Origin of the sequence: Sulfitobacter sp. D7, assembly GCF_003611275.1 — a bacterium.
GTDB lineage: Bacteria > Pseudomonadota > Alphaproteobacteria > Rhodobacterales > Rhodobacteraceae > Sulfitobacter > Sulfitobacter profundi.
Genome location: NZ_CP020694.1, coordinates 525,406 through 549,409 on the forward strand (window position 1 = coordinate 525,406; position 24,004 = coordinate 549,409).

The following is a 24,004-nucleotide window of genomic DNA, read 5'->3' on the forward strand; positions in this document are numbered from 1 at the left end:
GTGTTATGGGAATTCTAAATCTGTTCCGGCGCCCCGCCGCTGAGAGCAAAAAGGAGGTGCAGGCCAGCGTCCAGGGCGGGGCTGTGTTCAGCGGTCTGGATGATCCGGCGCTCTTGGAGTTCATGCGCACGGGCGGCGGCGGCATGACGGAATCCGGGGCGCATATCAACGCCAAGTCGGCGATGAAGAACACGACGATTCTGCGCTGCGTGTCGCTCATTGCCTTCAGCATCGGGATGCTGCCGCTGCACATGCAGCGCAAGGCGGACAAGTCGAAGGCCAGCGATCATCCGCTGTTTCGGGTGCTGCACCGAAAGCCGAACGCTTGGCAGACGGCTTTCGAGTTTCGCAGCCTGATGCAGCAACGCGCGCTGACGGATGGCGATGCCTTCGCGATGATCGTACGCAGTGGCAACCGCGTGATGCAGCTCGTGCCAATAGCTGGGGATCGTGTAACGGTGAAGCAGCGCGACGATTGGGCGCTGGAGTACGTGGTGACGCGGGGCAGCCGCGGCCCCATCACGCTGCCGCAGTCCGAGGTGTTCCATCTGCGTTATGGGCTGTCCGATGACGGGATCACTGGCCTGTCGCTGGTCAAGCAGTCTGCCGAAGCCATCGGGCTGGCGTTGCAAGCCGAGAAGTCCGCGGCCCGCATGTTCCGCAACGGCATGATCATCGGCGGCGCGCTGAAGCACAAAGAGAAGCTTTCGCCGGAGGCCTATGAGCGGCTCAAAGCCAGCATGAATGATGATGCGGGTGCTGAGAACGCGCATAAGTGGAAGATCCTCGAAGAGGGCATGGACCTCGTTCCCAACCAGCATCCCGGCCGAGACGGGCAGGGGCTGGAGAACCGCAAGCACCAGATCGAAGAAACGGCACGCCCCTTTGGCGTCCCGCGTCCGCTTCTGGGTGTCGACGACACGTCATGGGGCTCGGGCATCGATGTGCTGGGCCAGTTCTTTGTCCGCTATGGCCTGAACCCTTGGTTCGAGGCCTGGCAGCAGGCGATTGAACGTTCGCTCCTGACCGAGCGCGAGGCCGACGAATACGAGGTCAAGTTCAACGCCGGCGCATTGCTGCGCGGGTCTATGAAAGATCAGGCGGAGTTCTTCGCCAAAGGGCTCGGCGCAGGCGGTCATACGCCATGGCTGCATCCTGACGAGCCGCGCGAGTGGATGGACCTTGAGCGCCGAAATGATCTGCCGGCGGCACTGGGCCAGCAAAAGATAGGAGGGCAGAATGAGCCTGCGTAAACTTCCCGAGATTAAAGCTTCGCGCCTTCCGAGTGTTAGCGCATTCCAGCCAGACCCCGATGCCCTCGGGCGCTGGAATGGTGCGCTTGAGGCGCGGGACAATGCCGACGCGACCATCTCGATCCTCGACGTGATCGGAGATGATGGCTGGGGCGATGGCGGCGTTACGGCAAAACGCATCTCGGCCGCGCTCCGCGCCATCGGGGCGCAGGATGTGACGGTCGATTTGAATAGCCCCGGCGGCGACTTCTTCGAAGGGGTTGCAATCTATAACGCGCTTCGGGCGCACCCCCATAGGGTTACGGTTCGCGTGTTGGGTGTTGCGGCCTCTGCTGCTTCCATCATCGCCATGGCTGGGGATGAGGTACAGATCGGCAAGACTGGTTTCCTGATGGTCCACTGCGCGTGGACCGTGACGATCGGCAATCGCCATGACCTGCTGGAGGCTGCAAAGGTTATCGAGCCTTTTGATGCTGCAATGGCGGCGCTCTATGCGGAGCGATCCGGCGTCGAGGAAGCCAAAGCATCCGAATGGATGGATAATGAAACATGGTTCAATGGTGACCAGGCGGTCGCGGTCGGGTTGGCGGATAATCTGCTGCCCTCTGATGCCATCACCGAAGACAAGGCCAAAGCTCAGAGTGAAAGCGGTGTTCATGCAACCCGCCGACTCGATGCGCTCTTGGCCAAAACAGGGATGCCGAGATCAGAACGCCGTGCGCTTCTGGCCGACGCAAAAGGGGGCATGTCTGGCGCTGCTCCAACCGTTACGCAAGACGCTGACGAAATTGCCGCCCTTCTAAAAGGGCTGCGTTCTACTCTTTCAACATAAAGGAAAAGATCATGTCGATGCACATGAAGCCCGCGAAAGCTCGCGGCATCGTCGCTGTGCGCGCGGAAGCCCCCAGTGATGTGAAGGCCCTTCTGAGTGAACTGCAGAAGGATTGGCAGTCGTTCAAAGATACGCAGGCCCAGAAGGATTCCGAGGTCAAAGCCAAGTTCGACGATGTCATCACGACAGAGAAGTTTGACCGCATCAACAACAGCGTCACCGACCTGCAAGCAGCAATCGATACAGCCAACGCCAAGATCGCGGCCATGTCTCTGAGCGGTACCGGCCCTGACGCGGTGAAAGATGCGGAATACACCGAAGCCTTTCAGGCGCACTTCAGCAAAGGCCAAGTTCAGGCCAATCTGAACAAAGGTGCCGATCCAGAAGGTGGGTTTCTGGCACCGGTGGAATGGGACCGCACCATCACCGACAAGCTGGTGGAAGTCTCGGCCATGCGCTCGATCGCATCCGTGCAGAACATCTCCTCGGCCGGGTTCACCAAGCTGTTCAATCTGCGCGGAACTGGCTCTGGCTGGGTTGGTGAGGAAGAGGCGCGTCCTGAAACCAGCACACCGACCTTCGGCTCGATGGTGATCACCCCTGGCGAAATCTACGCCAACCCCGGGGCGACGCAGGGGATGCTGGATGATGCCGCAGTCGATCTGGAAAGCTGGCTGGCCAATGAAGTTCAGACCGAGTTCGCCAAGCAAGAAGGCCTGGCCTTCGTCGCGGGCAATGGCGTCAACAAGCCGAACGGCTTTCTGAGCTACGCAACAGGGGCCGCGAATGCGGCAGCGAACCCACTGGGTGCCATCGGTGTTGATCCTGCCGCAGCAACAACCGCTGTGACCGAGGATGAGCTGCTCGATCTCATCTACGGAACGCCGGCCAGCTACACCAATGGCGCACGCTTTGTCATGAACCGGACCACTCTGGGCAAAATCCGCAAACTGCGCGACGCGGATGGCCGTCAGCTGTGGCAGCCCTCCAGTGTTGCGGGTCAGCCCTCGCAGCTGCTGGCATATCCGGTCACGGAAATGCCAGACATGCCCGACATGGCCGCCAACACCACGCCGATCGCCTTCGGTAACTTCGCGCGCGGCTATCTGATCGTCGATCGTACCGGCGTGCGCGTGCTGCGCGACCCGTTCACCGCAAAGCCCAAGGTGCTGTTCTACACCACCAAGCGCGTCGGCGGAGCTGTGGTCGATCCCAAAGCTATCCGCATCCTGCAAATGGATGACGGCGTTTAAGCCAATCGCCTCGGCCGCGATGGCCGGGGCTCCCCTCTCTCAATGGAGTTGAAAAGATGAGCGAAGAAAAGAAACCAGTCCCGGAAGAGAAGAAGCCCGCTACGAAGGCCACGAAAAAGCCGGGCCCCAAGGTCAGCATGACAGCGGCGCAGGCGAAGAAGCTCGGCCTCGATCCATTCCCCTACGGCGGGAAATAAGCAATGACCCCCGTCCGCGTCACAGCGCCTGCCGCATTGCCCGTCACGGTGCAAGAAGCCAAAGATCATACGATCATCGACTTTGCCGATGACGATGGTCTGGTCGAGCGGCTGATCAAGGCTGCGACAGACCACCTCGACGGCTTCACCGGCATTCTTGGCCGCTGCATCGTTAACCAGCAGTGGCGGCAGGACTACAAGGGCTGGGCATCCTGCCTACGCTTGCCGTTCCCGAACGTCTCGGCGGTTCAGCTGGAATATATCGACGCGGACGGGGTAACTCAGACGGTCGACGCGACCGACTATCAGGCAATCACTGACCCGCTTGGCGTGCGGGTTCAGTTTCTGGGCGGCTTCTCAGCACCGGCGCTCGGGCGGTCTCTGACGCCGGTTCAGATCACTTTCACAGCAGGCTATGGCGCGCCTGAAAACGTGCCATGGGATATCAAAGCCGCGATCTGCATGTTGGTGGCGCATTGGTATGAGCAGCGCTCAGCAGCCTCGGACAAAGAGCAGCGTCCTATGCCCTTCGCTGTCGATGTGCTGCTCGGCAAGCACCGCTGGGTGATGCTGTGAGACTGGTAGAAGCCGTGGCTTTCGACGCTCTTGCTGGCGTTCCAGATGGGTCCGGCGGGAAAGAGCAAGATTGGGTTGAGCAGTTCGCCACCCGCGCGCATTTCCGCTACCTGCGCGGCAGCGAGGCAGTGATCGCCGCGCGCCTCCAAGGCAAGCAGCCGGTGGTCGTCACTGTCCGCGCGAACAGCAGCACGCGCGCGATCACGCCGGAATGGCAGATGCGCGATACCCGCCGCGGCACGGCGTACAATATCCGCACGGCAGTTCCGTCAGATGACCGGCTGTTCATTGAATTGACCTGCGAGAGCGGGGTGGCGGTGTGAGCACATCGATCGACCTGCAAACCCTGATTTACGAGCGCCTCGTCGCAGATGCGCGCGTTCACGCGCTGGTGGGGGACCGCATCTTCGACCGGATGCCAGCAGACGCAGATTATCCCTGCATCACCTTCGGCCCGTCTGACTACAGCCCCGATGACATGGATTGCATCGAAGGCCGGGATGAGACGCTCCAGCTGGATTGCTGGGCGGTGGATCACGGGCGGCTTCGGCCCGCAAAGGAGATCGCGGACGCGGTCAAAAAGGCGCTTCACCAATTCGAAGCAGATGCTGGAGACAGCGCCCTGATCACGATGACGGTGGAGGGGGTGCGCGTCATGCGCGACCGCGATGGGATCACGGGCCACGGCATCGTGACGGTCACAGCCAATTTGGAGGAAGCGTAATGGTAAAGGGGCTCGCAGAGTTCAATCGCCGTTGGGGGGCGATCCCTGAGAAGGTTCGACAGGCCGCGCGGGACACGTTGGAGCAAAACGCCGAAGAGATCGTGGCGGATATGAAGCGCGTGGCCCCGAAAGGCGAAAGCCTCGATTTGGTCAATTCGATCGGCTGGACCTGGGGCGATGCGCCAGAGGGCTCAATGGTGATCGGTACCGTGGGTGGCAAAGAGTACTCGACCCTCCGCATCACGATCTACGCAGGCGCAGGAGATGCGTTCTACGCCCGTTTCCAAGAGTTCGGGACCAAGGACATGCCGGCCAATCCGTTCTTCTTTCCGGTGTGGCGCACGCGCAAGCGGCGCGTGAAGTCGCGGCTGACGCGAAACATCAACAAGGCAATCAAGGAAGCATGATGAAGATCAAGATCAAACAGGATGCGCATCACCGCATCAGCTCCGCCAAGAGCCAGTGGTTCAAGGCGGGCTCAGAGGTATCGGTTCCGCAAGCAACAGCAGAGGCGCTTGTGGAGCGGGGCGTGGCCGAGGTGATCGGCGACAAGAAACCATCTTCGGCAAAGGGGAAATAACATGGCGACTGGCAAACAGACAAAGCGGCTGATCGTGCAGCTGGGTGATGGAGCAACCCCGACCGAGGCCTTCGCGCATACCTGTGGGGCCAATACGTTCGGCATCACGCTGACCAACAACCTCGGCGAAAACACGGTGCTGGATTGCGACAATCCGCTCGATGTGCCGGCTACGATCGTGCGGCATCTTGAGAGCCAAGACACCAGCGTCACGCTCAGCGGCATGGTGACCATCGAAGCATGGCCGACATGGCGCGACTGGGCCGACACCGGCAGCGAGAAGAACATCAAGATCCTGCTGGATGAAGACGCGGCCAACAATGGCGGCCACTGGATCCTGCCCGCCTATCTCGCTGGTCTTGAACTTGGCAAGGAGACCAGCGGCAAGGTGACTTTCAGCGCGACCATCTCGGGCGCCGGTCAGCGCGTCTGGACTGACGCAGTCTGATGGCTGATGTGATTGCAGAATGGGCCGGGAAAGAGCGCCTTTTCCGGCTCACCTTTGGCGGGGTCCTCGAGCTTGAGGAAGCCTGCGGGAAGGATGCTATCGGTGCGATCTTCCTTCGCGTTTCCTCGGGGAAGTTCCGAGCAGAAGACATCTGGCACACGATCAGGATTGCGTTGATGGGTGGCGGTGAGAACAAGGTCGCGGCCAAGCAGCTTATGGAGGCGCATTTCGAGCGCCAACCGTGGCACGACAACGCAGCGCTGGCAGGCGATATCCTGATCGCCCTTATGTCTGGTGTTGAGGATGGCGACGCCTCCAACGACGAAGAGGCGCCCGAACCCATGCGGTTTTCCGAGGTCAGCCAGATTTGTCGCGAGTTCAACATGTCACCGCTCGATCTGCGCGAGATGACCTACGCGGATTTCATCAACATGGTGCGCGGGTTCAACGCCGGCAGCAAGAAAGCCGAACCGCCAACCGAGGAAGAGTTCGATGAAATCCTTGCTAGGTATGAGCCGGAGGCGCTGAAGTAATGGCTGAAGTCGAAACCGCATTGATGCTGCGCCTTGAGGCGTCCCTTGCTAAGTTCGAAAAGCAGATGGCACGCGCGCGCAAGGCAGGTGTCGACAGCGCCACGCGGGTCGAAAAGCAGTTCGCTGCCAGCAATCGAAAAATGGCGCAGACCGCTGAGGCCAGCGCACAGACCATCGGTAAGGAAATGGACCGGTTGCGGGCGAAGTATGACCCGCTCTTCGCGGCGTCGAAGCGGTATGAGACTGAGCTGGAGGAATTGAACAGGGCGCAAAAGGTCGGAGCCTTGAACACGCAACAGTATGACGCAGCGCTGGAGCAGCTTAATGCTGAGTACATGCGGGCCACTGGGGGCGCTCAGCGGCTTGCGGGGGCGAACGCGCGTGCGGCGGGGGCCACGCGCGGTATGGGCGGCGGAATCCAAAACGCAGCCTATCAGATCGGCGACTTTGCGGTGCAGGTTGGCGCTGGTACCTCGGCATCGATTGCCCTTGGTCAGCAATTGCCACAGTTGCTTGGCGGGATGGGCGTTTTGGGCGCGGTTCTTGGCGCCGTGGTGGCTGTGGCGATTCCACTGGCGTCATCGTTCCTGAAATCTGGCGATGCGGCAGGCGACCTAGAGGACGCAGTAAGTGATCTTAAATCGGCGGTTTCGGACTACAACAGCGCAGTCGAGCGGGCCAATTCACCGACCGAAGAGCTGGCGGAAAAGTATGGTAGGGCATCGGATAAAGCGCGACATCTCCTGCGGGTTCTGAGCCAGTTGGCACGTCTGGATGCTATGGAAAGCATCCGCAAGGGTGGCGCTCAGGTTCTCGAGGCTTTCGATGAATTGCAGGGGCGCTTGGATCGTTTCGATCAAGTATTGCAGCAGGGCTATTCCGAAAGCGAACCCGCAGCGGTGCGGCAGGTACGCAAGATCAAAGAAGAATACGGCCTGACGCTGGATCAGGCGCGGCAGCTCGTTGCGTTGATGAGCGACTATCAAAGCGCGGATTCCCTCGATGCTCAGGCTGCGGCGCTTCAAGCCATGTCGACCTTCCTTACCGATGCGGCCAGAGGCGCGGATGAGACAAACGAGAACCTCATCTCGATCGCGCGGTCCACGGCAGAGGCGGCATTGGGTGCGCTCGACTTGGCCAACGAAAGCAGCAATGCCGCATTGGCTTCGGATAACCTTTCCAGAAGCATCGCAGGCATCTCCTTTGACAACGCGATCAGCGGGGCGAATGCTCTTTCTGGCAAGATTGGCGGGATGATCGGCCAAGCGCAGACGCTTCTTAGCGTACTTGGGCGCGCCCAGATGGCGAACATGAAAGCATCTGATCAGAGGGAGCTTGCTGAAGCTGAACGCGACTTGGTCAAAGCTGGTACTGATCGGGTTGAGGTCGCGCGCAAGCTGGCTGAAATCCAAAAGCGTCAAGGTTTGGATGCTGCGGGCGTGACATTGCCGGTGGCAGCTCGTGATAAGCTGATCAAGGACGCTGGTGAGATTGCGGCTGCAACCGCTGATGCTCGGGGCGAATTATCTGATTTCAATAAGGCTCAGAAGGAGGCGGAATCCGAGGCTAAAAGGCGGGCTAAGAAGAAGGCAAAACAAGACCCGCTCTTTAAGGCATCAGAGGAGGAATTGCTGAGCATCCAGCGCCAGATTGAGATGATCGGTAAGACCAAGGCCGAGATCGCCGAACTGACCGCCAAATATAAGCTGCTGGATGAAGCCAAGGAGCGCGGACTGAACCTCGACGCCCGGCAGGCGGCGACGGGCGAAACGCTGCGGGAGCAGATCGACCGACAAGCCGCAAGCATTGGCGATCTGACCGAGAAGTACGAGCAGGCGCGGGAACGCGCGGCATTCTTCGAAGGGGTGCAGCAAGACCTGAAGGACGGCTTCATTGACGCGATCGTCGAAGGCGAGAGTCTTGCGGGCGTGCTGGAAAGCCTCGCGAAGTCGCTGGCAAAGGCGGCGTTGCAGGCGATGCTGTTCAATGAAGGGCCGTTTGCCAGCGGCACCGGCACGGGATGGCTTGGTGGCGGTGGAGGCAAAGGCGGCATGCTGGGCGGGGCAATCATCCCGGGCATTCTTCACAGCGGCGGCACGGCCGGCAAAGACGGCTACGGCCACGGGCGGTCTGTTTCGCCTGCCGTATTCAAGGGCGCGCCGCGCTACCACAAGGGTGGGATTGCAGGGCTGCGGCCTAATGAAGTTCCAGCCATCCTCGAGCGTGGCGAGCGGGTCATTCCGAACGGCCAAACCGGCAGTGCTGGCGGAGCTGGTGGCGTTGTTCGGGTGATTGTTGAAGAGGGTCCCATGTTTGCCTCGCGTGTACGGACTGAGGCCACGGGCGTGGCTGTGGAGGTGACGCGCAAGGGCATCCAACAGAACACCCGCGCACAAGCAGACAACAAATATCTGAAGGGGGGGCGCTGATGCAGGTCGCCTTTCCATACCCGGTGAAAGTGCAATCCAGCACCCCGAAACTCAGCGGGATGCGGTTTTCCCCGTTCACCAATATCGACGGGGAAAGTTTCGCCACGCCAACCCTAAACGGGCATTGGAAGCTGGATCTCGATATAGCCGCAATCGGGATGCAGGGACATCTGGCGCTGTCGTCCTTTGTCACGCAGATGGAAGCGGCAGGGGCAACCTGTGTTGTCCCAGTTTGCACGCAATGGCGTCCGAATGATGCGAGCGGCCGGATGCTTGCGCCGAATGGGTCCGCACCGGAATGGACCTTTGACCATGTCGGCTTTGCGAATGATCCGTTTGACGGTTTCACGCTGCGCGCGGCGGCATCCCATCGAGACAGCTACATCGATGTCGACAAGCCCGCGCTGTCTCAGCTTTGGCCAGGGCACTACATCACTCTGGGCGACCGGCTGCACCAAGTCGGAAACGTGAGCGCGATTGGTGAAAGTGATACGGCCATTCGCGTCTCCCTCATGCCAAATATCCGGGGCAACCACGACGTGGGCGCGGTGGTGGTTGTGGATCAGCTACGCCTCAAGTGTCGCATGGAAACCGGCGATCAGGTGGGCGGCTTCCGCGGCCCATCGCCGGTGCGGTTCGGCTCTGTATCCCTTGTCGAGGCCTTTTGATGAGTATCCACGATATTGCTGACGAAGACCTGCGCCGCGGTGATGTTGCTTGCACGATCCTCTGCCAGATGGACTTCGCAACCAACCCGCAACGCTGGTGGCTGGGCTATGGTCCGCTCACGGCCGGCGGGGTCGAGTACCAAGGCACTGGCGACGTGATTAAGATCGGCGCCATGTCTCTGACCTACGGCATGAGTGCGGGCATGGTGCGGTTTGAAATCCCGGCGGCATCGCCTGAGATGGTGGCGCGGTGCGACAATCAGGCCAGCGAGGTGAATAACCGACGCTGCCAGTTGTTCTATCAGCTCTTCAGCACGGTTGAGCATGACGGCGAACATCAGGGGCGTCTGATCGGTGATCCGATCAGCATGTTCCAAGGCGTCATGCGCGATATGCGCAGCACATCCTCGGCCGATAGCCGGGTGATCGAGCTGGAGGCTTACGGCCGCATAAGCAGACAAGCCAAGCCGCCATACGGGCGCTGGACCGACGCGGATCAGCGGGCCCGGTTCCCCGGCGATACCGGCATGGCGTTCATCGCGGGGCTGAAAGACAAGGCCATTACATGGGTGCCCGGCAGTTGATCCGGCCATGCCTCAAAGGAGAGCAGATAATGTTTATTCGTCGTTTAGTGCATCGGCTTCTCTTCGCAAAAATTGAACAACGGATCTTCGAGCGTGTTCTTCGTCAAATTGGAGATCAGGCGTATCTGCGGGGCGGGCAAAGCGTCGATATCAACCTGCGCGCTTCTGAGGACTCCATGGCTAAGAGGGTAAGGCAGACGCGGGGCGTCTCTTTGCGCACGTCTCGCTATCAAACTTGATCAGACAGGCCGGTGAGGCGGACATTCCCCGCCTTGTCGACATGATCGAGGCGCTGGCGGCGTCTGTAGGCGGGCCGCAGCGTGTCTGCCGCATCCGCGCGGGCGAAACACTTGCGGGTCTTCTTGGCGATCCGCAGGGCGTGGTTTTCGTATCCGACGGCGGATTCATCGCCGGGCAGATGATGCAGACGGTTATCAGCCCCGACCCGGTCGCCTTCGAGCTCGGCTGGATGGCGACAGACCGCAGCGGCTTGCGGCTCTTGTGGGCTTTCGAGGCATGGGCGGCAGAGCAAGGCGCGACCCTCATCAAGATGAGCGCCAACGGCGGTGCGGCACAACGCATCCTAGAGCGACGCGGCTACACGGTGGCCGAAGTGCAGATGGTTAAGGCGATCTAAATGGCAATCTTCTCAACGATCATAGGCGCGATTGCCTATGCGGGTGGCTATCTCGCTGCTGCGGCAGGCTTTTCGGTTGCTACAGCTACCTCTATAGGCGTCGCGGTGGCGAATGCGGCGGTGTCGCTGGCTCTGAGCGCGATTTCTCGTGTGCTCGCACCAAGCGTGAGCGTGTCTCAATCCGACATCCAAGCGGTTATCAGTCAAGCCATTGCCCCGCGCCGCATCTATGTAGGTGAGAATCTTGCTGGCGGCATCAGGGCATTCTTCGAAGTAAAGGACGGGGTGCTCTATCAGCTCGTCATGGTGGCGCACGGACCTATAATCAGCTTTGACGAATTCTGGGTCGATAGCGTTCCTGTGACACTGGATGAGAACGGTGACGTAACCGAAGGGAAAACGGCGCCATACGTCAACATTCAAACCCGCAATGGTTCGGCGCTTGGTGGCGATTATGCGGACCTGTCAGCCGATTTTGCGTCGTGGGATGTAGATCGTAAGTTAACCAATCAGGCCACATTTCTGGGGCAAATCAAAGCACCGAAAGGGAACGATTTTAGCAAGGTTTTCCCCAAAACATCAGGCACCGTTTTGCAGTGCGTAATTAAGGGGCAGGCGGTCTATGACCCACGAGATGTTTCGACCGCATATGCCGATAACGCCGCGCTGGTACAGTCGCATTTCCTCACCCATGAGGACGGGTTCAAGATCGACGCGGCGGACATCAACTGGGATAGCGTCTCAGCAATGGCTGACGTGGCCGATGAAGCCGTGCCACAGCTTGAGGGCGGCACCGCGCCACGTCTGCGCCTCTGGGGCTACTGGACGCTGGATGAGCCTCCGTCTGATGTGCTGGACCGGATGCACGCCAGCTCCGGTATCCGCGCTTATGAAATGCAGGACGGGCGCATCGGGTTAATCGGCGGCAGCTTCGGCACCCCGGCCTGCACCATCACGGCCAAAGACATCAGAGAAATCCAAACCAGCGAGGCGATCAGCGAACGCGAAGGGTATAACGTCCTGCGGGTGCTGCACATGGACGCTTCGCAGAAATACACGGTGACAGAAGTCGACCAGTGGCGCGACGATACCCGGCTGGCGGTCGAGGGCGAAATCGTCAAGGAATACGAACTGACGATGTGTCCGAACCGGTCACAGGCGCGGCGGTTGGCTAAGGAGCAATTCCACGACGACAATCGGGCCAAGGTTTCGATCATAACCAACCTGGTCGGGCTAAAGGCGCGTTTCCCGCGTGAACATGCGCAGCGCCATACGATCCTGCTGGACTATCAGCCGGAGGACGGTTCGGGTCGCGTGATCCAAGGCGAGTATGAGGTGCTAGACCACGAATTTGACCCGATTGAACTGCAATGCCGGATTGACCTTGCGGCAGTTGATCGGGCGTCAGGCGAGTGGACGCCAACGGAGGCCGGTGACGCGCCTACGCCACTACCAGACGATCCGCAGAACCTCGCGCCGGATATCTCGGCAGTATTTACGCAGCGCATTGTGCAGGCATCCGCCAGCAGTCAGATCGCTATCCTGGAAGTGGACGCAGTGCCAATCGTAGGCCGCAGCGATATCGCTGTTGAGGCGCAGTATCGACGGGTTTCGGCGTTCTCTTCGACTTGGCTGGATATGCAGGCAACCGACTACACCGCGCAGTCAGGCCCGGTTGAGGATCGTGTTGAGTACGAGGCGCAAGCCCGCTTTGATGGGGTGTTCTATGAGCCTGATGAGTGGGAAAACCTCGGCACGATTACAGTTCAAATTGATGCCACAGCACCGGGCGAACCGTCTGAACTGTTCGCATCTAATGGCACGGGTAGGGTCAATCTGAATTGGCGCAACCCGGCAGGCGACTTTTACGAACTGCGCATCTATCGCGGCGATACGGCGGTATTTGGTGATGCCGCGCTGATCGGCACGACCGGCGGCGTGGCTGGGCAAATCTCCGAGTTCTCCGACGACACGATCACGGCGGCAACTGAATACAACTACTGGGTTGCAGCTGCCAACGTGTCCGGCGTCGAGGGCGATCCAGTCGGCCCGGCGACGATTACCACAACCTAAGCACACCACATCGATTCTAATGGCCCGCTCTGGCGGGTGCTTTTGCATGGAGACAGCTATGCCAGAAACTTTCCGCGAAAAGATCAGCCGCGTCCTGCGCGATTTCCAAGGTTATACGGGCGATGGGCAAGGCGGTGCGGGTGATCTGCCTATTGGTGATCGGTCCACCGCGCAAAAGCGGATTGAGAAGCGTGATCTGCGCGAGATGTTCAACGACTATGCTGATGTTGCGGACGATGCTCAGGCGGCAGCTGGTAGCGCAGCGGATAGCGCGATAGAAGCGGCGCTATATGACCCCACTGTGCGATTTAAGACGCCGGGTGATTTGATTGCGTCTGACCGTTCCGCCAAGGGAGATGGCGCAGTTTGGCAGGCTGGGTCAGATTTATACGAGGAAGTCGCCACAGGCGGAGACATCACCAACGCGGCGACAGTCCCGGTAAAACTCAAGGCTCAAGTCCGCTCAGGCGTTCTGAATGTTGACGCCCTTGCTCCGCCGCGAAATGGTGTGACGTTTGATACGGCGACCATTAACGCGGCAGTCGCGGCTCTTGCGCGGGAAGGTGGTGGCACGCTCAATTTCTCACAGTTGGATTATTATCTCGACGGGCCAGTGGTCATTGACCCGACGATTACTGTTCCTATCCACCTGAAGGGGAACGGGTCGCGCTTAAATCTGCAAGCCGGTGCGACAGGTATTAAGCTGAACCAGGGTCGATCCGAGCCGCCTGGTGCGAGTGCAGACGGGTTTAATATTCTTGGCGCTATGGGCGCGGGTACTCGTGCTCTGCTGATAGACGACAATTCAGAGGCCAAGGCACACAACATTAAAGCAGATCGTTGTGAAACAGGACTGGAGCTCACAGGGTCGGGCCATTGGTCCGAAAGCAGCGACCTCGACCACATTGTCCTGAAGGACTGTAAAACCTCTGTTAAGCTAAGCAAAAGTGGTGGAACGGGGTCAATGGGCTATGCGAAATGGGGTCTTATCCATATCGCGGGCATGGGAACGTCTTGGGATGATGCTATTGGCTTCCATGTGGGGGAGGGCGTGAATTTCTGGAACAGCGATGTGTCGATGATGGTCATTCATTGCGCCCCTTCCCCTACAGCAAGGGCAATGGTCGTGGAAGGTGACTTGTCCCGAAACGTTCGAATTCACTCGGTATTGGAAGGGTTCGGCACTGCTGTAGGTCGGATTGCAATTGACCTTACCTCTACGGGAAATGTCTTTGGCGCTAAGTTTGACACGTTTTTCCTTGGGAACTGGGATACTTTGGTTCGGAGCAATGCGGCAGGGCAGAATGGTAACTTCGTAATCAACGAGCGCGGAACCCAATATCGGGCGGAAGATGATGTTCCTTTGCTGCGCGCCTTTAATCTGGGCGCGTCTGAGCCGAAAATGGAGTTAATGCCAAACGAGTTGAGGTTTGGCGACGGGGTGGCGGCGACAGACGTGGCGCTGCGGCGCTCATCGGACGGAAACTTGCAATCGCGCGGCCTGTTTGAGTTTCTGAACGCGTCCAACCGGCGCACGATCCTTGACAGTGCTGCGACAGGAACGCGCACAGTAACCTTTGGCAACAGTAGTGGTCGTATTCCTGCGGTTTCAACTGATGGTGTGGCAAGTCAAGATTACGGCTTCAACCTCATGTCCGGCGCGGCGGGTGCGCCGTCCGGCGTCCCGGCTGACGCGCCCGCTGGGACTTACCCGTTCTACTTCGACGCGACGAACAAGAAAATCTACGTCCATGATGGGACAGGCTGGATTGCAACGGCGGCCCTGAGTTGATTCTAGCCCTCTCCGAGTGGCTATCCCGGCACATCTGCCGGGTGGCCCTTTGCTCAAACATGACGCTCTGCGCGTATTCATGGTGGCGTCGTGACTGGCGCTTCCAATCTACCAGGGAAAGGTGACGAATGGCAGTTGATGCGCAGCAATCAGTCTTGTCGGGCTATAAGATCGAGCAGCTTGAAAAGTCGGTTGCGGAACTTCGTGAGGCGAACGCGGTCCTTGCGGCTGAGTGGCGGGCAGACAACCGCGCTTTGCATGATGAAATCGCCCAGATGAAAGAGGCGGAGGCAGCCAAGGAACGGCAATTGCTCATGGTGGGGATAACTACACTGGGTGGAATTGTCGTGACGCTGTTCGGCGTCCTATGGGCTTATCGATCGGTGATCTTCAAATGATGCGGGTGTTTGGATTTCTTGCCGCTGTTTGCGTAGCGCTATCTATGTTCGTGGCATTTACTGCGGTTCGATATGAGCGGGTTGACAGAACGCAGCCGGTCAGCGGCTTCGGAAAGGTGGAAACGCTCAACAGCCCGATCAGCGCGGGTGAAGCGCTGCCAGTACGCATCTGGCGCGAAAAGGCGCGGGGTGATTGTCCGGTGGTGTCGGAGCGCACTGCGATCAACCAAGACGGCGCGGTCTATGATTTGCCTGACGCAGAATGGGCGGGTGGCTCACCGGATGATGAATATCTCGACTATCACTACCCGACGCTGCCGTTCATGCCTGCGGGCGAATATCAGCTTCGCGTTGACCTGACCTACACTTGCCCGGGTGGTCTGCTGTTCAAATACACGCAGCCGCCAGCGTTCTTCAGGATCGCGGGCTAACCAGCCCCTCACATTATCAACCTCACGCCCCGCCTGCGGGGTTCTTTGCATTGGAGAATGCCGATGAACCGCTACCTTATTGAAAACCGGCGGGCGGCCCTGCGCTCGTATTCCTTTGTCAGCATGGTGCTTGGGTTGGCCGCATTGCTCGCGCCGAATGCGCTCTATGGCTTGCTCAAGATCGAGGCCGACCCATACCTGATTGGCACGGCGGCGCTGGTGTTTTTCGCTCTCGGCATCGCCGGCCGGTTCATCCGTCAGGTTCCTGAAACGCGGATGGGCCGTCGACTGATCTTCTGGACAGCTTTCCTATTTGGGGGGCTCATGCTGGCAAAGTCCATCGGCGGCGCGCTGGTTGAGAATGCGGTTCTGCCAGAGTCGGAAGAACGGGCGAGCCTCGAGGTGCAGATCATCCCGGCCATGGCGTCGAAACCGCGGCCCCCGTCGGTCCCGGCGCCACGGGCGGCCGAAGATCCATTCGATGAGATCGCCTTCGAGCTCATCGCCAAATGGGAGGGCAAGAGAAACGAGGCCTATCGCGACATCGTCGGTGTCTGGACGATCTGCTACGGCCATACCCGTACGGCCGCGCCCGGGCAGTACAAAACCGATGCCGAGTGCAAAGCGCTGCTGGTCGAGGAGATCGCAGAGTATCGCGACAATTGGATGGGCTATGTCAATGAGAAGGCTCAGACCTACTGGCTGCCACCCACTCGAAAGGCCGCCTACACCAGCCTCGCATACAATGTCGGCTGGCATGGCGCAGGCACCAGCACAGCAACCCGCCGGCTTAACGCCGGCGACATCGAGGGCGGCTGCGAAGCCATCAGCTGGTGGAACAAGGCGGGTGGTAAAGTCGTGCGGGGCTTGGTCCGCCGCCGGACCGAGGAGGTCACGCTATGTTTGGTATAGGCCATCTACAGGCGCAGTTAATCGCCAGCGGGGTAGGGACAGCGGTTCTGATCGGAGTGGTGGTCTGGTTGAGAGCAGATGCCGCCGACGATCGCGAGCGTGAACTGCGCGCCAACCAAAACACCAACCGACTGCGGCACATTGAGAACTCGAAAGGAACGCAAAATGAGATTGAAAACCTGTCTGATTCCGATCTGGATCGCGCTCTCTGCCGGGTCCTGTCTACCGCCCCCGAGTGTAAGCGGGGACGCGCTCTTCAGGGACGTGAGCCGACAGCCGCCAAAGGCGCAGCCGGAAACGATTGTGGCGATCTCTAACGACCGACCGGTTGCTGAGTGGATCGTGTATCAGGCGCGCCAGTGTGACGTGCACGGCTGTCTATAAAACCCGCCGTCCGAGTAAAAGTTACTGGTTATCTTGCCGGCTGAAGGTGCATCAGTTTGGGACCTGAACTTATATCGTGGAGCTATCAATTATTGTTATTCCAACTTCGCTACGCTGGCGATTACTTGCTGGATATGTCGATCCCACGAAAGGTGCTCAAGGCACCATTTCCGACCGCTACTTGCTAACTCAATGCGCATTGCAGGATCGGTTAGCAATGTTTGAAGTGCATCAGCAATAGCCTCATCGCTATAGCCATCTACGACCAATCCACGCTCACCATCTTTAACAAAATCCGCTGGGCCGCCAGTTTCTCCTACAACTGCTGCGCAGCCAAAAGAGATCGAATCCGCGATTGCCAAGCCGAAGCCTTCCAGATCACGCTTGTTTTCTGATGCGGTTTGGGGATGCAGGAATACATCTGCATTTCGGTAAAGGTCAGGAATCTCCGAGTCTTCGACATAGCCCTTCATCGTCACTTGGTTTTGCAGACCTAATTCTACGATCAACTGAGCTATTTCATCACGTAAAGGGCCTGTGCCGGCAATCGTATAGTGGAAGTTATCGACACCTTCGGTTTGAAGCCGTGCTAGGGCACGCAAACAGCCATCAATGTTTTTCCGCCGCGCCAGCCGGGCAAAGGATAGGATGCGTACAATTTCATTGTTGCCTCTAGCTTGGCGCTTAAAGGTTGATGCTTCTGTAGGGAAAGATAGGCCATTGAAGTTTACCTCCCACTTACCTTGTGGAAGAGCCCCTTCAAGTGCTCCTTTCGCGGCTCGCATTGTGGAATGCGATACGGTATGAACTAGGTCAAAGTCGCGCATTACCTTGATCATGCCGCGCTTGAGAATAAGAGGGTAGTTCAGTACCTCCTGCCCGTGAATTGTAAGCACTTTAGTCTGAGGCCACCGCCACGGTAGCAATGCGAGTGCTGGCCGCCAAGTTGTCGCGTGGATGAAGTCAAACCTTTGCCCGAACCTCACTCTTCCTATAGCTGCAATTAACCTTGCAAAGACGATTGGCTGGCGGTGCATACCAACGTTGTAAACGCGAATAAAACCTTCTGGGTAAGAAAGATCGTGCCAACCGCGCGGGCCGTCCCAAGATGTGATGACGGTGGGTGTGACCCCCTGACGAACATAAGCGCGGGCAATTAATTCACTATAGCTTTCAACCCCACCTACGGTTGGGGGATATGCTTTGGCTATAAGTAGCACCGTTGGAGAGGAAGTCATCGAGCAGTTCCTGGATGATTGAAGTTCAAAGTCGCTTGTCTCTTATTGCGGCGATATGTTCGTCTGGCCTGCATAGTGACTACGGCCATGACCAAAAGTGCTCCGATCATGCCGAAGACCCGCGCCCCATAAAAGAAGAACCAAAAGTTGATAGAGAAAAAGACTGAGCAATATACGACAATCAGAAAAACGATCCAAACGCCACCAGTTCTACGGGCTTTATAATAACTCAATTCACCTAGAAATCCTAGTAAGATGCAGAATACTGCCGCGCCGAACGGGCCGAAGTCCTGTAAGAAAATCCGAAATATCGTCATTGCGTTAGAGGTTTGCCAATTTCCGATGCCTACCGCGTCAATTCGGTCTGAGAAACCTTCTCCTGAAACAAGCCCCAGAGGGCCAAAGATTGCACGGAAAAAGCTAGTCCCCCAAGTGAGATCGGTATATTGATAAAAGTCTTCAAACCAGACTGATAACGCCGGAACATAGCCTGCAAACCATGGCCGCATATGCTCTAGAGTAGCTCCCACACGTTCGAACCCCAAGTCCCCCATGCGCGCACTCTGAACTACGATGACCCAAAAACCGAAGCCACAAACCAAAGCAATGATGCCAAAAATCGTTCGTTTGCGACGCAGAATATGTGTGCGCCCATTCAGGATGCAGCCTACATAGAAGGAGAAAAACCCAACAACTATAGGAACTAATAGCAAGGATCGGACGCTGCCGACGGCAGAGAATAGTATGGACAACAGGACTAACGCAATAAGTGTAATGTAATCTGAGCGAACGCGCTTTGCGAACGACATTCTGAAGCAGACAAAGACCGGAACAAAAGTAAGTATCAGCGTGATTGCTTTAAACTCTGCTGGGAAGTTAAACCCGTTGTTGAGGTAAAGTGCCGCTTGGTTAGCTTTCATCACATTAAACATTTGGGCCCGGCCGCCAAATAGAAAATTTACGAGACTACTGCCCGACAGTTTACGAAGGCCTAACTCCAAAAGAACAACGATACTGGCTAACATGATTGCCAGTAGCATTGTTAGCCAAGGGGCGCGTTGTAAGTGGTGGGTGAATGCCTGCATGTGTCCTGCGGGCGGAATTGGGTGAGATGGAACTGTTTGCCAAAAAAAGACGGCGCCGAGAACATAACTCAGTACTCCAACTACTATGATTAATACGACATCGCTGGAGAAATAGAAGACGCCGCCGATCGCCGCGTTGATGGCCCAAGCTATCGTCCACATAGCAACCCAGACACGTACAGGAGAACCGCGGTGGTGACCTGTCATCAGAAAGGCAAAGGTAATTGCGAACAGAAAGCACACGAAAAGGCTGGTCATAGCTTCGTCCTTTGATGTTTCGCCTTAGCTCCCCTGGGCCGCGGGGGGAGAGGCATTACAAGGATTCCCCTAGCGCGGTATAGGTACGCCACTTGGAACGCGTACATTGAGCAAAAGGCCAACGCCTGGGCCGCCGCGACCCCATTTAAACCCAATGGGGCCAAAGCCGTGGCCAAGATCGCTTGTAAGCTGACGGTGACTATCAGACTAAATAAGACTACAGCGCCCGCACCAGTCATCTTAAGTATTTCGTCGACCGGGCCGCCAAAGGCTTCGCCCAACGCACCAATCATTAGGATCGCAAGGATCACCCAAGCTGCGCCATATTCTGGTCCCAGCAAGGCTGCCAGAACGGGCGCGCCGACCGCCCATAGGCAGATAAGTGCCACCAGCGTGAAACCGGTCGTGATAAGGCAGATTTTTCGGCCCGTCCGCTCGATCCCCGGCCAGTCGCCCTCGGCTGCAGCGGCGACGATTGCTGGGCGTACCGAAAAACGTAGTGCGGCTATTACGGCTGTCACGGCGATCAATAGGCGACCTGCGGCCCCGATCACTGCACCATCAGCTGCCGACAAAAGCGCGGCCGCGACCCAAACAGGGATCCAGTAGATCATAGATTGCAGCATCCGCGACATAGCAATCGGAGCGCCAATCTTAAACGCGGGAAGAAGGATTGGGCTTTGCATACCCGATGCATGATCGCTGGCAGCCGGGTGCTTCCGCAATTGTAATATCAGCGCAACTAGCCCCGCCGCGCAGGCGACGCTCGCCGCGAATACGGTTATTTGAACCAGCGTAAACAAATTTGGCGTTTGAGCGAGGGCAAGGTAAGGAATGCTGGTGCACAAAATGCATAAGTTTATCGCGCTGTAGAAGAAGAAGCTTCCTAGCGCGGGCGCGCGCAAGGCCACTAAGGCCTGAGCTATGATAAATACAGCGCCATAGACAAATAGCCAAACTGCGGCCAGCACGACAAATGCGGCATCGCCCCCTAGTGTCTTGCCTGTGCTGAGCAGAATACTGGACCCCGCGACACACATTGCCCCCGTGACAGCAATGCCAAAGGCAAGGCTAACCCAGCAGCTGCGTCGCAACGCATACCTTTGCCCGGTCGCGATCTGATCCCCGAGAGTGCGCACCAACCCATCGGGCACCCCGACTCCGGCTAAACAGAACAGTGTAGTGACCACACCGAAGGTTGCAAAATATACCCCCGCCTCCGCAGGAGGAAGCGTGTTCGTAACAAGAATGACGAGAACGAACTGGACCGCGAGGGCCAGATAGCGCGCTCCTATGGCCGCAATGTAACTCACCGCGACTTGGCCGGGGTCCAGACTTGGTAGACCTGTCCACGCATTGCTCGGATCACACCCCGTTGTGTCGCCATGAGGGCGAGTACGATTTCTGCTAAACTTGCTAGCGGTCCTGTGCTCTGACGCCAGCCTAGCAGTACTAGGCTAAACAGCCCTATTAAGGCAGCTAAGCCCAATAGGGGATGAACTGAAACAGCTGCTGCCAGTCCCGTCACGGCTCCTATGACTAAGAAACCGCCGCCAAACCACCGTACTAGTTTGCGCGATGCGTACTTAAAGCGGTCCAGCGCCGCCATCTGCTGCAGTTGAGGCCGCAAAAACAAATGCGTGTGATAGGCGCGTGCGGCAATTCTAATTTTGCGCGCGATCTCATCAGAGCGTTCAGAAACGAGCCGCTCATAGGCGACAACATCCTCAACTTTCAGTAGCCGTTTCCCTGCAAAAACGGCTGCCATTGATACGGTTAGGTCGTCTAGGACCGTATCGGGAAAGTCAGGGTATAGAGGCCTGCGTAGAGAAAAGATCGATCCGTCTGCTCCCATTACATTTCCGGTGCGCGACTCTTGGGCTTTGATCGCTTCTTCCATTTGCCAGTAGCGCGACCCAACGGTTGCCGTGGCTGAACTATCGTTGCCCAGATAGTGCAGCGAACCGCACACCCCACCCACCTGTGGGTCCGCATACCAAGCCGTAAGGTTATCTAGCGCATCCTCGCGCAGCATTACGTTGGCATCGGTGAATACCAAAATATCCCCCGTTGCTAAAGCCGCCATTCGCTTCATTCCATGGGCTTTGCCGTTGCGACCTCCGCCTTGTTCCAATCTGACCAGATCGGGCCTATCCAAAAGCAATTTCCGGGTTGAGTCGCTAGAGCCATCATCGAAGGCTAAGACCTCCAAATCTGGATGCCGTGCCTTAAGCGCCTCAATATTGGCTAGCTTTTCTGGCATGCTAGCCTCCTCGTTGTAGGCGCAGAAAAGCATCGAAATTGAGGCGCGGTGATCGGGAGCGGGGATCACCGGACGTTTAGGTAGAAGCCGAAGTATACGGGGATAAATCACATAAGGGTAAATAACTACCAATGCGCAAAGTGCAGAAATTAGGACAAGTAAATGGGTCATAATAGCCTCGGAAAAACAAAGTCGATTGTGCTAGAGCGTTCCTGGGATGGGCCCCAGCGGATCAAAGTTTGTAGTAGGCGTTTGACAAATGCCGGTGGTTCCTGCGTTTTGAATAAGCAGGGTTAATTCGTTAATGTGCATCAAAAAGTTTGGCGTCAGGTACTGTGGAGTGCCCGTTTGCACACTCCGGGCCTGCTCGGCAATGCCTATGAACTTGTCTTGCGCGTACACCTCACGCCGACGCAGCCATTCAATCGCACGGGTTTTGAGCGAAGCACCGGGTTGATTGTGTTTTTCTACGGCCTCAGATTTCCAGTTTCGCGCAAGTTTGATCTTCTTGCCGCCAATCCCGAGGCGGCGCCCCAGCCATAGATGATCGCGCAAAGTACGGAATTTTCGCGCGCTCAATCCGGACTTGGAAAACGGCTCTAGATAGACGGGGGCGCGGTAGTGTCGATAGCTATCAGTTGATACCTCTCCCTCGTGACCGATTACCCGCATTCGATGGTCGCGCGGTGCCACAACCGAACAAGTGACCCGTGCGGTCGCGCCATTGGCGAAGTCTAAACAGGCAACCGAATAATCTGGAGTGCCGACGAAATCCTCCAGCGTGGGGTCCTTGGCAGCAATCAATTCCTTGGAGTATGCCGTTACTCTGGTAACCGGGCCCAACAGGGCGCAAATCCAAATGAGGTGGTATCCGACGTGCTCGTAGGTGCAGCCTTCCCGCACCTCTTCGGCCAGTGGCCAGGGGGCACCCGAAGGGCTGCGGACCTTGTCGAAATCCATCTTGTGGATCGGGTTGTCGTCTAGTTCAGCATAGACCAGCAGGGGCTTTCCGATCTGACCGGCTTCGACAGCCCGAAAGAGGGTTCGCACATTGTCGGCAAAAATATTGCTCGGCGCTCCTGAAAAAGTTACGTTCTTTGCTTCAGCGAGGTCGAACAAAGACTGACAATCTTCAACCGACAAAGCGATAGGTTTCTCTGAGTATACATGCTTGCCCGCTTCAAGAGCTTTGCGGCTAATGTCCACATGGGCAGCGATGTTGGTAAGATTAACTACTAAATCTACTTTTGGATCAGCCAGTAGGGCTTCCAGCGAAGGATATGCAGTCAGGCCATAGTACGTGCAGGCTTGCTGCAGCCGGTCAGGATTTATGTCATAAAGGCCCATAATGTTGAGTTCGGGGTGAGCCCGACGTGTTCTCATGTAAATATCAAACACAAAGCCGCAGCCGATAAAGGCAATGTTCATTTCAAATTTCTTCTATTAAATTGGAGCGGCGGCCATGAGCCTCCGCCAGTTCCAGCAATTGGTCCAAATGTGCGGGTTTAGAGGTGCCAATCAGACACGTCGTGACCTCGGCCATATCGATTGCATCGTTTAGGAGTTGCGCGATGACTGTCGGTGTGAGTGTTGGATTTGCTCCGTCGGCCTCACGAAACACTTCTCGAGCAACGATATGGCGGCCTTGCGCGCTGGCCCGTCTCGCCCAGGCTCGCATCTCTTGGTCGCCGTGGTGCAAAGGCACTTGAATCATTTGGATGCGGGGGTCGTCGAGGCAAGCCTCCGCGGCATCGAGATCGTCAACCGACACTCCTATTTGCTTAAGTGCGCCGTTTTCTCGCGCCTTTTCGAGAAAGTCCATCGCGTGCCCAGCATGCAGCACTTCAGCTGTCGCACTGTGCAGCATGACCACCGGAAGACACTCCCGTTTCAATCGGCGCCGGCTTTGGTCAAGTTGACGGCGGAGGACGGATATATCGAAGCTGACGGGCAGAGGTCCTCCACGCGCTCGGCGAACCGCCTCTTCAGTCTGAGATGACCGCCTGACCAGCCCGCGCACCAACTTTTTGACAGGCTTCAACATTCGCGCCTTTAAGGGCACCTGCTTGCCCAGCTTAGTTACAATCACTGCATCGGGCCGGTTTGAGAGGGCAGCGCCTAAAATACGCTCACTGTCACCTTGCGCGTAGCTGTTGGCGGTGTCGAAAAACCGCACTCCGCGCCCGTAAGCTTGGTCAATCAGTGCCCGGGCCTGCTTAGGATCGGGCCCTCGCATTGAGCCCAACCGTGCGCAGCCAAAACCAATACGGCGTGCAACGTAACAATCTTTCCCCTTAGGTTCGCGCTTCATAGGATTTTGACTTTCAGATTAACTGACTGGCCCAACTCGCGTTGTTACGCATAAAACATAGGCCCTGTTTAAAATTGCTTCTTAGCCAACTAGACGTTCGCGGAAAAGCACTTGCGAGCGCAAAGCCAGTCGTAAACTTCGTTGC

The 24,004-nt window shown here is 57.5% G+C and carries 28 protein-coding genes; 22 read left to right on the forward strand and 6 right to left on the reverse strand.

What is annotated here, in order from left to right; translation table 11 throughout:
* Positions 1-5 precede the first annotated feature (5 nt).
* The 22 genes from B5M07_RS02590 to B5M07_RS19360 all read left to right on the forward strand — a co-directional run bounded on the left by B5M07_RS02590 (position 6) and on the right by B5M07_RS19360 (position 16,637).
* A complete protein-coding gene (locus tag B5M07_RS02590; protein ID WP_120350096.1) occupies positions 6-1,253 on the forward strand; it encodes a phage portal protein in 1,248 nt (415 codons plus the stop codon).
* Complete coding sequence (locus B5M07_RS02595; protein ID WP_120350097.1) at positions 1,240-2,085, forward strand: head maturation protease, ClpP-related; 846 nt, start codon at positions 1,240-1,242, stop codon at positions 2,083-2,085. Before B5M07_RS02590 ends, B5M07_RS02595 begins: the two co-directional genes overlap by 14 nt.
* A gap of 23 nt (positions 2,086-2,108) precedes the next feature.
* Entirely contained in the window at positions 2,109-3,338 is a 1,230-nt protein-coding gene (locus tag B5M07_RS02600; RefSeq protein WP_217564355.1) for a phage major capsid protein, read from the forward strand.
* Between the two features lie 56 nt (positions 3,339-3,394).
* Positions 3,395-3,535 carry a hypothetical protein gene (locus B5M07_RS19350; RefSeq protein WP_162931785.1) on the forward strand — a complete coding sequence of 47 codons (141 nt, stop codon included), beginning with the start codon at positions 3,395-3,397 and terminating at the stop codon, positions 3,533-3,535.
* 3 nt (positions 3,536-3,538) lie between these two features.
* Entirely contained in the window at positions 3,539-4,111 is a 573-nt protein-coding gene (locus B5M07_RS02605; RefSeq protein ID WP_120350099.1) for a head-tail connector protein, read from the forward strand.
* Positions 4,108-4,434, forward strand: a complete 327-nt coding sequence (locus tag B5M07_RS02610; RefSeq protein ID WP_162931786.1) for a phage head closure protein — start codon at positions 4,108-4,110, stop codon at positions 4,432-4,434. The genes B5M07_RS02605 and B5M07_RS02610 overlap by 4 nt, the downstream gene beginning before the upstream one ends.
* Positions 4,431-4,835, forward strand: a complete 405-nt coding sequence (locus B5M07_RS02615) for a DUF3168 domain-containing protein (RefSeq protein ID WP_120350101.1) — start codon at positions 4,431-4,433, stop codon at positions 4,833-4,835. Before B5M07_RS02610 ends, B5M07_RS02615 begins: the two co-directional genes overlap by 4 nt.
* Positions 4,835-5,242, forward strand: coding sequence for an HK97-gp10 family putative phage morphogenesis protein (locus B5M07_RS02620; protein WP_120350102.1), 408 nt, complete (start codon positions 4,835-4,837; stop codon positions 5,240-5,242). The genes B5M07_RS02615 and B5M07_RS02620 overlap by 1 nt, the downstream gene beginning before the upstream one ends.
* Entirely contained in the window at positions 5,239-5,415 is a 177-nt protein-coding gene (locus B5M07_RS19355) for a hypothetical protein (RefSeq protein WP_162931787.1), read from the forward strand. The genes B5M07_RS02620 and B5M07_RS19355 overlap by 4 nt, the downstream gene beginning before the upstream one ends.
* A gap of 1 nt (position 5,416) precedes the next feature.
* Complete coding sequence (locus B5M07_RS02625; protein WP_120350103.1) at positions 5,417-5,863, forward strand: phage tail tube protein; 447 nt, start codon at positions 5,417-5,419, stop codon at positions 5,861-5,863.
* Entirely contained in the window at positions 5,863-6,396 is a 534-nt protein-coding gene (locus tag B5M07_RS02630) for a gene transfer agent family protein (RefSeq protein ID WP_120350104.1), read from the forward strand. The genes B5M07_RS02625 and B5M07_RS02630 overlap by 1 nt, the downstream gene beginning before the upstream one ends.
* A 140-nt stretch (positions 6,397-6,536) precedes the next feature.
* A complete protein-coding gene (locus B5M07_RS02635; protein ID WP_162931788.1) occupies positions 6,537-8,825 on the forward strand; it encodes a hypothetical protein in 2,289 nt (762 codons plus the stop codon).
* Positions 8,825-9,493, forward strand: a complete 669-nt coding sequence (locus tag B5M07_RS02640; protein WP_120350106.1) for a hypothetical protein — start codon at positions 8,825-8,827, stop codon at positions 9,491-9,493. Before B5M07_RS02635 ends, B5M07_RS02640 begins: the two co-directional genes overlap by 1 nt.
* Complete coding sequence (locus B5M07_RS02645) at positions 9,493-10,077, forward strand: hypothetical protein (RefSeq protein WP_120350107.1); 585 nt, start codon at positions 9,493-9,495, stop codon at positions 10,075-10,077. Before B5M07_RS02640 ends, B5M07_RS02645 begins: the two co-directional genes overlap by 1 nt.
* Before the next feature lie 29 nt (positions 10,078-10,106).
* Positions 10,107-10,316 carry a hypothetical protein gene (locus tag B5M07_RS02650; RefSeq protein WP_162931789.1) on the forward strand — a complete coding sequence of 70 codons (210 nt, stop codon included), beginning with the start codon at positions 10,107-10,109 and terminating at the stop codon, positions 10,314-10,316.
* Entirely contained in the window at positions 10,313-10,714 is a 402-nt protein-coding gene (locus tag B5M07_RS02655; RefSeq protein WP_162931790.1) for a hypothetical protein, read from the forward strand. Before B5M07_RS02650 ends, B5M07_RS02655 begins: the two co-directional genes overlap by 4 nt.
* Positions 10,715-12,787: a hypothetical protein gene (locus B5M07_RS02660; protein ID WP_120350110.1), complete on the forward strand. Its 2,073-nt coding sequence runs from the start codon at positions 10,715-10,717 to the stop codon at positions 12,785-12,787. It abuts the gene before it with no gap.
* A 58-nt stretch (positions 12,788-12,845) separates the two neighbouring features.
* Positions 12,846-14,579, forward strand: coding sequence for a hypothetical protein (locus tag B5M07_RS02665; protein ID WP_120350111.1), 1,734 nt, complete (start codon positions 12,846-12,848; stop codon positions 14,577-14,579).
* Positions 14,580-14,707: 128 nt separating this feature from the next.
* Entirely contained in the window at positions 14,708-14,977 is a 270-nt protein-coding gene (locus B5M07_RS02670) for a hypothetical protein (protein ID WP_120350112.1), read from the forward strand.
* On the forward strand, positions 14,974-15,408 hold the full coding sequence (locus B5M07_RS02675; RefSeq protein ID WP_120350113.1) for a hypothetical protein: 435 nt from the start codon (positions 14,974-14,976) through the stop codon (positions 15,406-15,408). The genes B5M07_RS02670 and B5M07_RS02675 overlap by 4 nt, the downstream gene beginning before the upstream one ends.
* Positions 15,409-15,471: 63 nt before the next feature.
* Entirely contained in the window at positions 15,472-16,320 is an 849-nt protein-coding gene (locus B5M07_RS02680; RefSeq protein WP_120350114.1) for a lysozyme, read from the forward strand.
* Positions 16,308-16,637, forward strand: a complete 330-nt coding sequence (locus B5M07_RS19360; protein ID WP_162931791.1) for a hypothetical protein — start codon at positions 16,308-16,310, stop codon at positions 16,635-16,637. Before B5M07_RS02680 ends, B5M07_RS19360 begins: the two co-directional genes overlap by 13 nt.
* A 162-nt stretch (positions 16,638-16,799) precedes the next feature.
* Here the strand turns inward: B5M07_RS19360 and B5M07_RS02690 are convergent, their stop codons facing one another.
* From B5M07_RS02690 to B5M07_RS02715, 6 genes are read right to left on the reverse strand one after another with little or no spacing between them, the layout of a single operon-like run.
* Positions 16,800-17,942 carry a glycosyltransferase family 4 protein gene (locus tag B5M07_RS02690; RefSeq protein WP_120350116.1) on the reverse strand — a complete coding sequence of 381 codons (1,143 nt, stop codon included), beginning with the start codon at positions 17,940-17,942 and terminating at the stop codon, positions 16,800-16,802.
* Positions 17,939-19,285 (reverse strand): O-antigen polymerase, encoded by a 1,347-nt coding sequence (locus B5M07_RS02695; RefSeq protein WP_120350117.1) that lies wholly within the window; start codon positions 19,283-19,285, stop codon positions 17,939-17,941. The genes B5M07_RS02690 and B5M07_RS02695 overlap by 4 nt, the downstream gene beginning before the upstream one ends.
* A complete protein-coding gene (locus B5M07_RS02700; RefSeq protein WP_120350118.1) occupies positions 19,282-20,598 on the reverse strand; it encodes a lipopolysaccharide biosynthesis protein in 1,317 nt (438 codons plus the stop codon). Before B5M07_RS02700 ends, B5M07_RS02695 begins: the two co-directional genes overlap by 4 nt.
* Positions 20,595-21,719 carry a glycosyltransferase gene (locus B5M07_RS02705; RefSeq protein WP_120350119.1) on the reverse strand — a complete coding sequence of 375 codons (1,125 nt, stop codon included), beginning with the start codon at positions 21,717-21,719 and terminating at the stop codon, positions 20,595-20,597. Before B5M07_RS02705 ends, B5M07_RS02700 begins: the two co-directional genes overlap by 4 nt.
* A 30-nt stretch (positions 21,720-21,749) precedes the next feature.
* The gene (locus B5M07_RS02710; protein ID WP_120350120.1) at positions 21,750-22,976 is read right to left on the reverse strand and encodes a Gfo/Idh/MocA family protein; all 1,227 of its coding nucleotides are present in this window, start codon (positions 22,974-22,976) and stop codon (positions 21,750-21,752) included.
* A gap of 1 nt (position 22,977) precedes the next feature.
* Positions 22,978-23,859 (reverse strand): aldo/keto reductase, encoded by an 882-nt coding sequence (locus tag B5M07_RS02715; protein ID WP_120350121.1) that lies wholly within the window; start codon positions 23,857-23,859, stop codon positions 22,978-22,980.
* Positions 23,860-24,004: the final 145 nt, after the last annotated feature.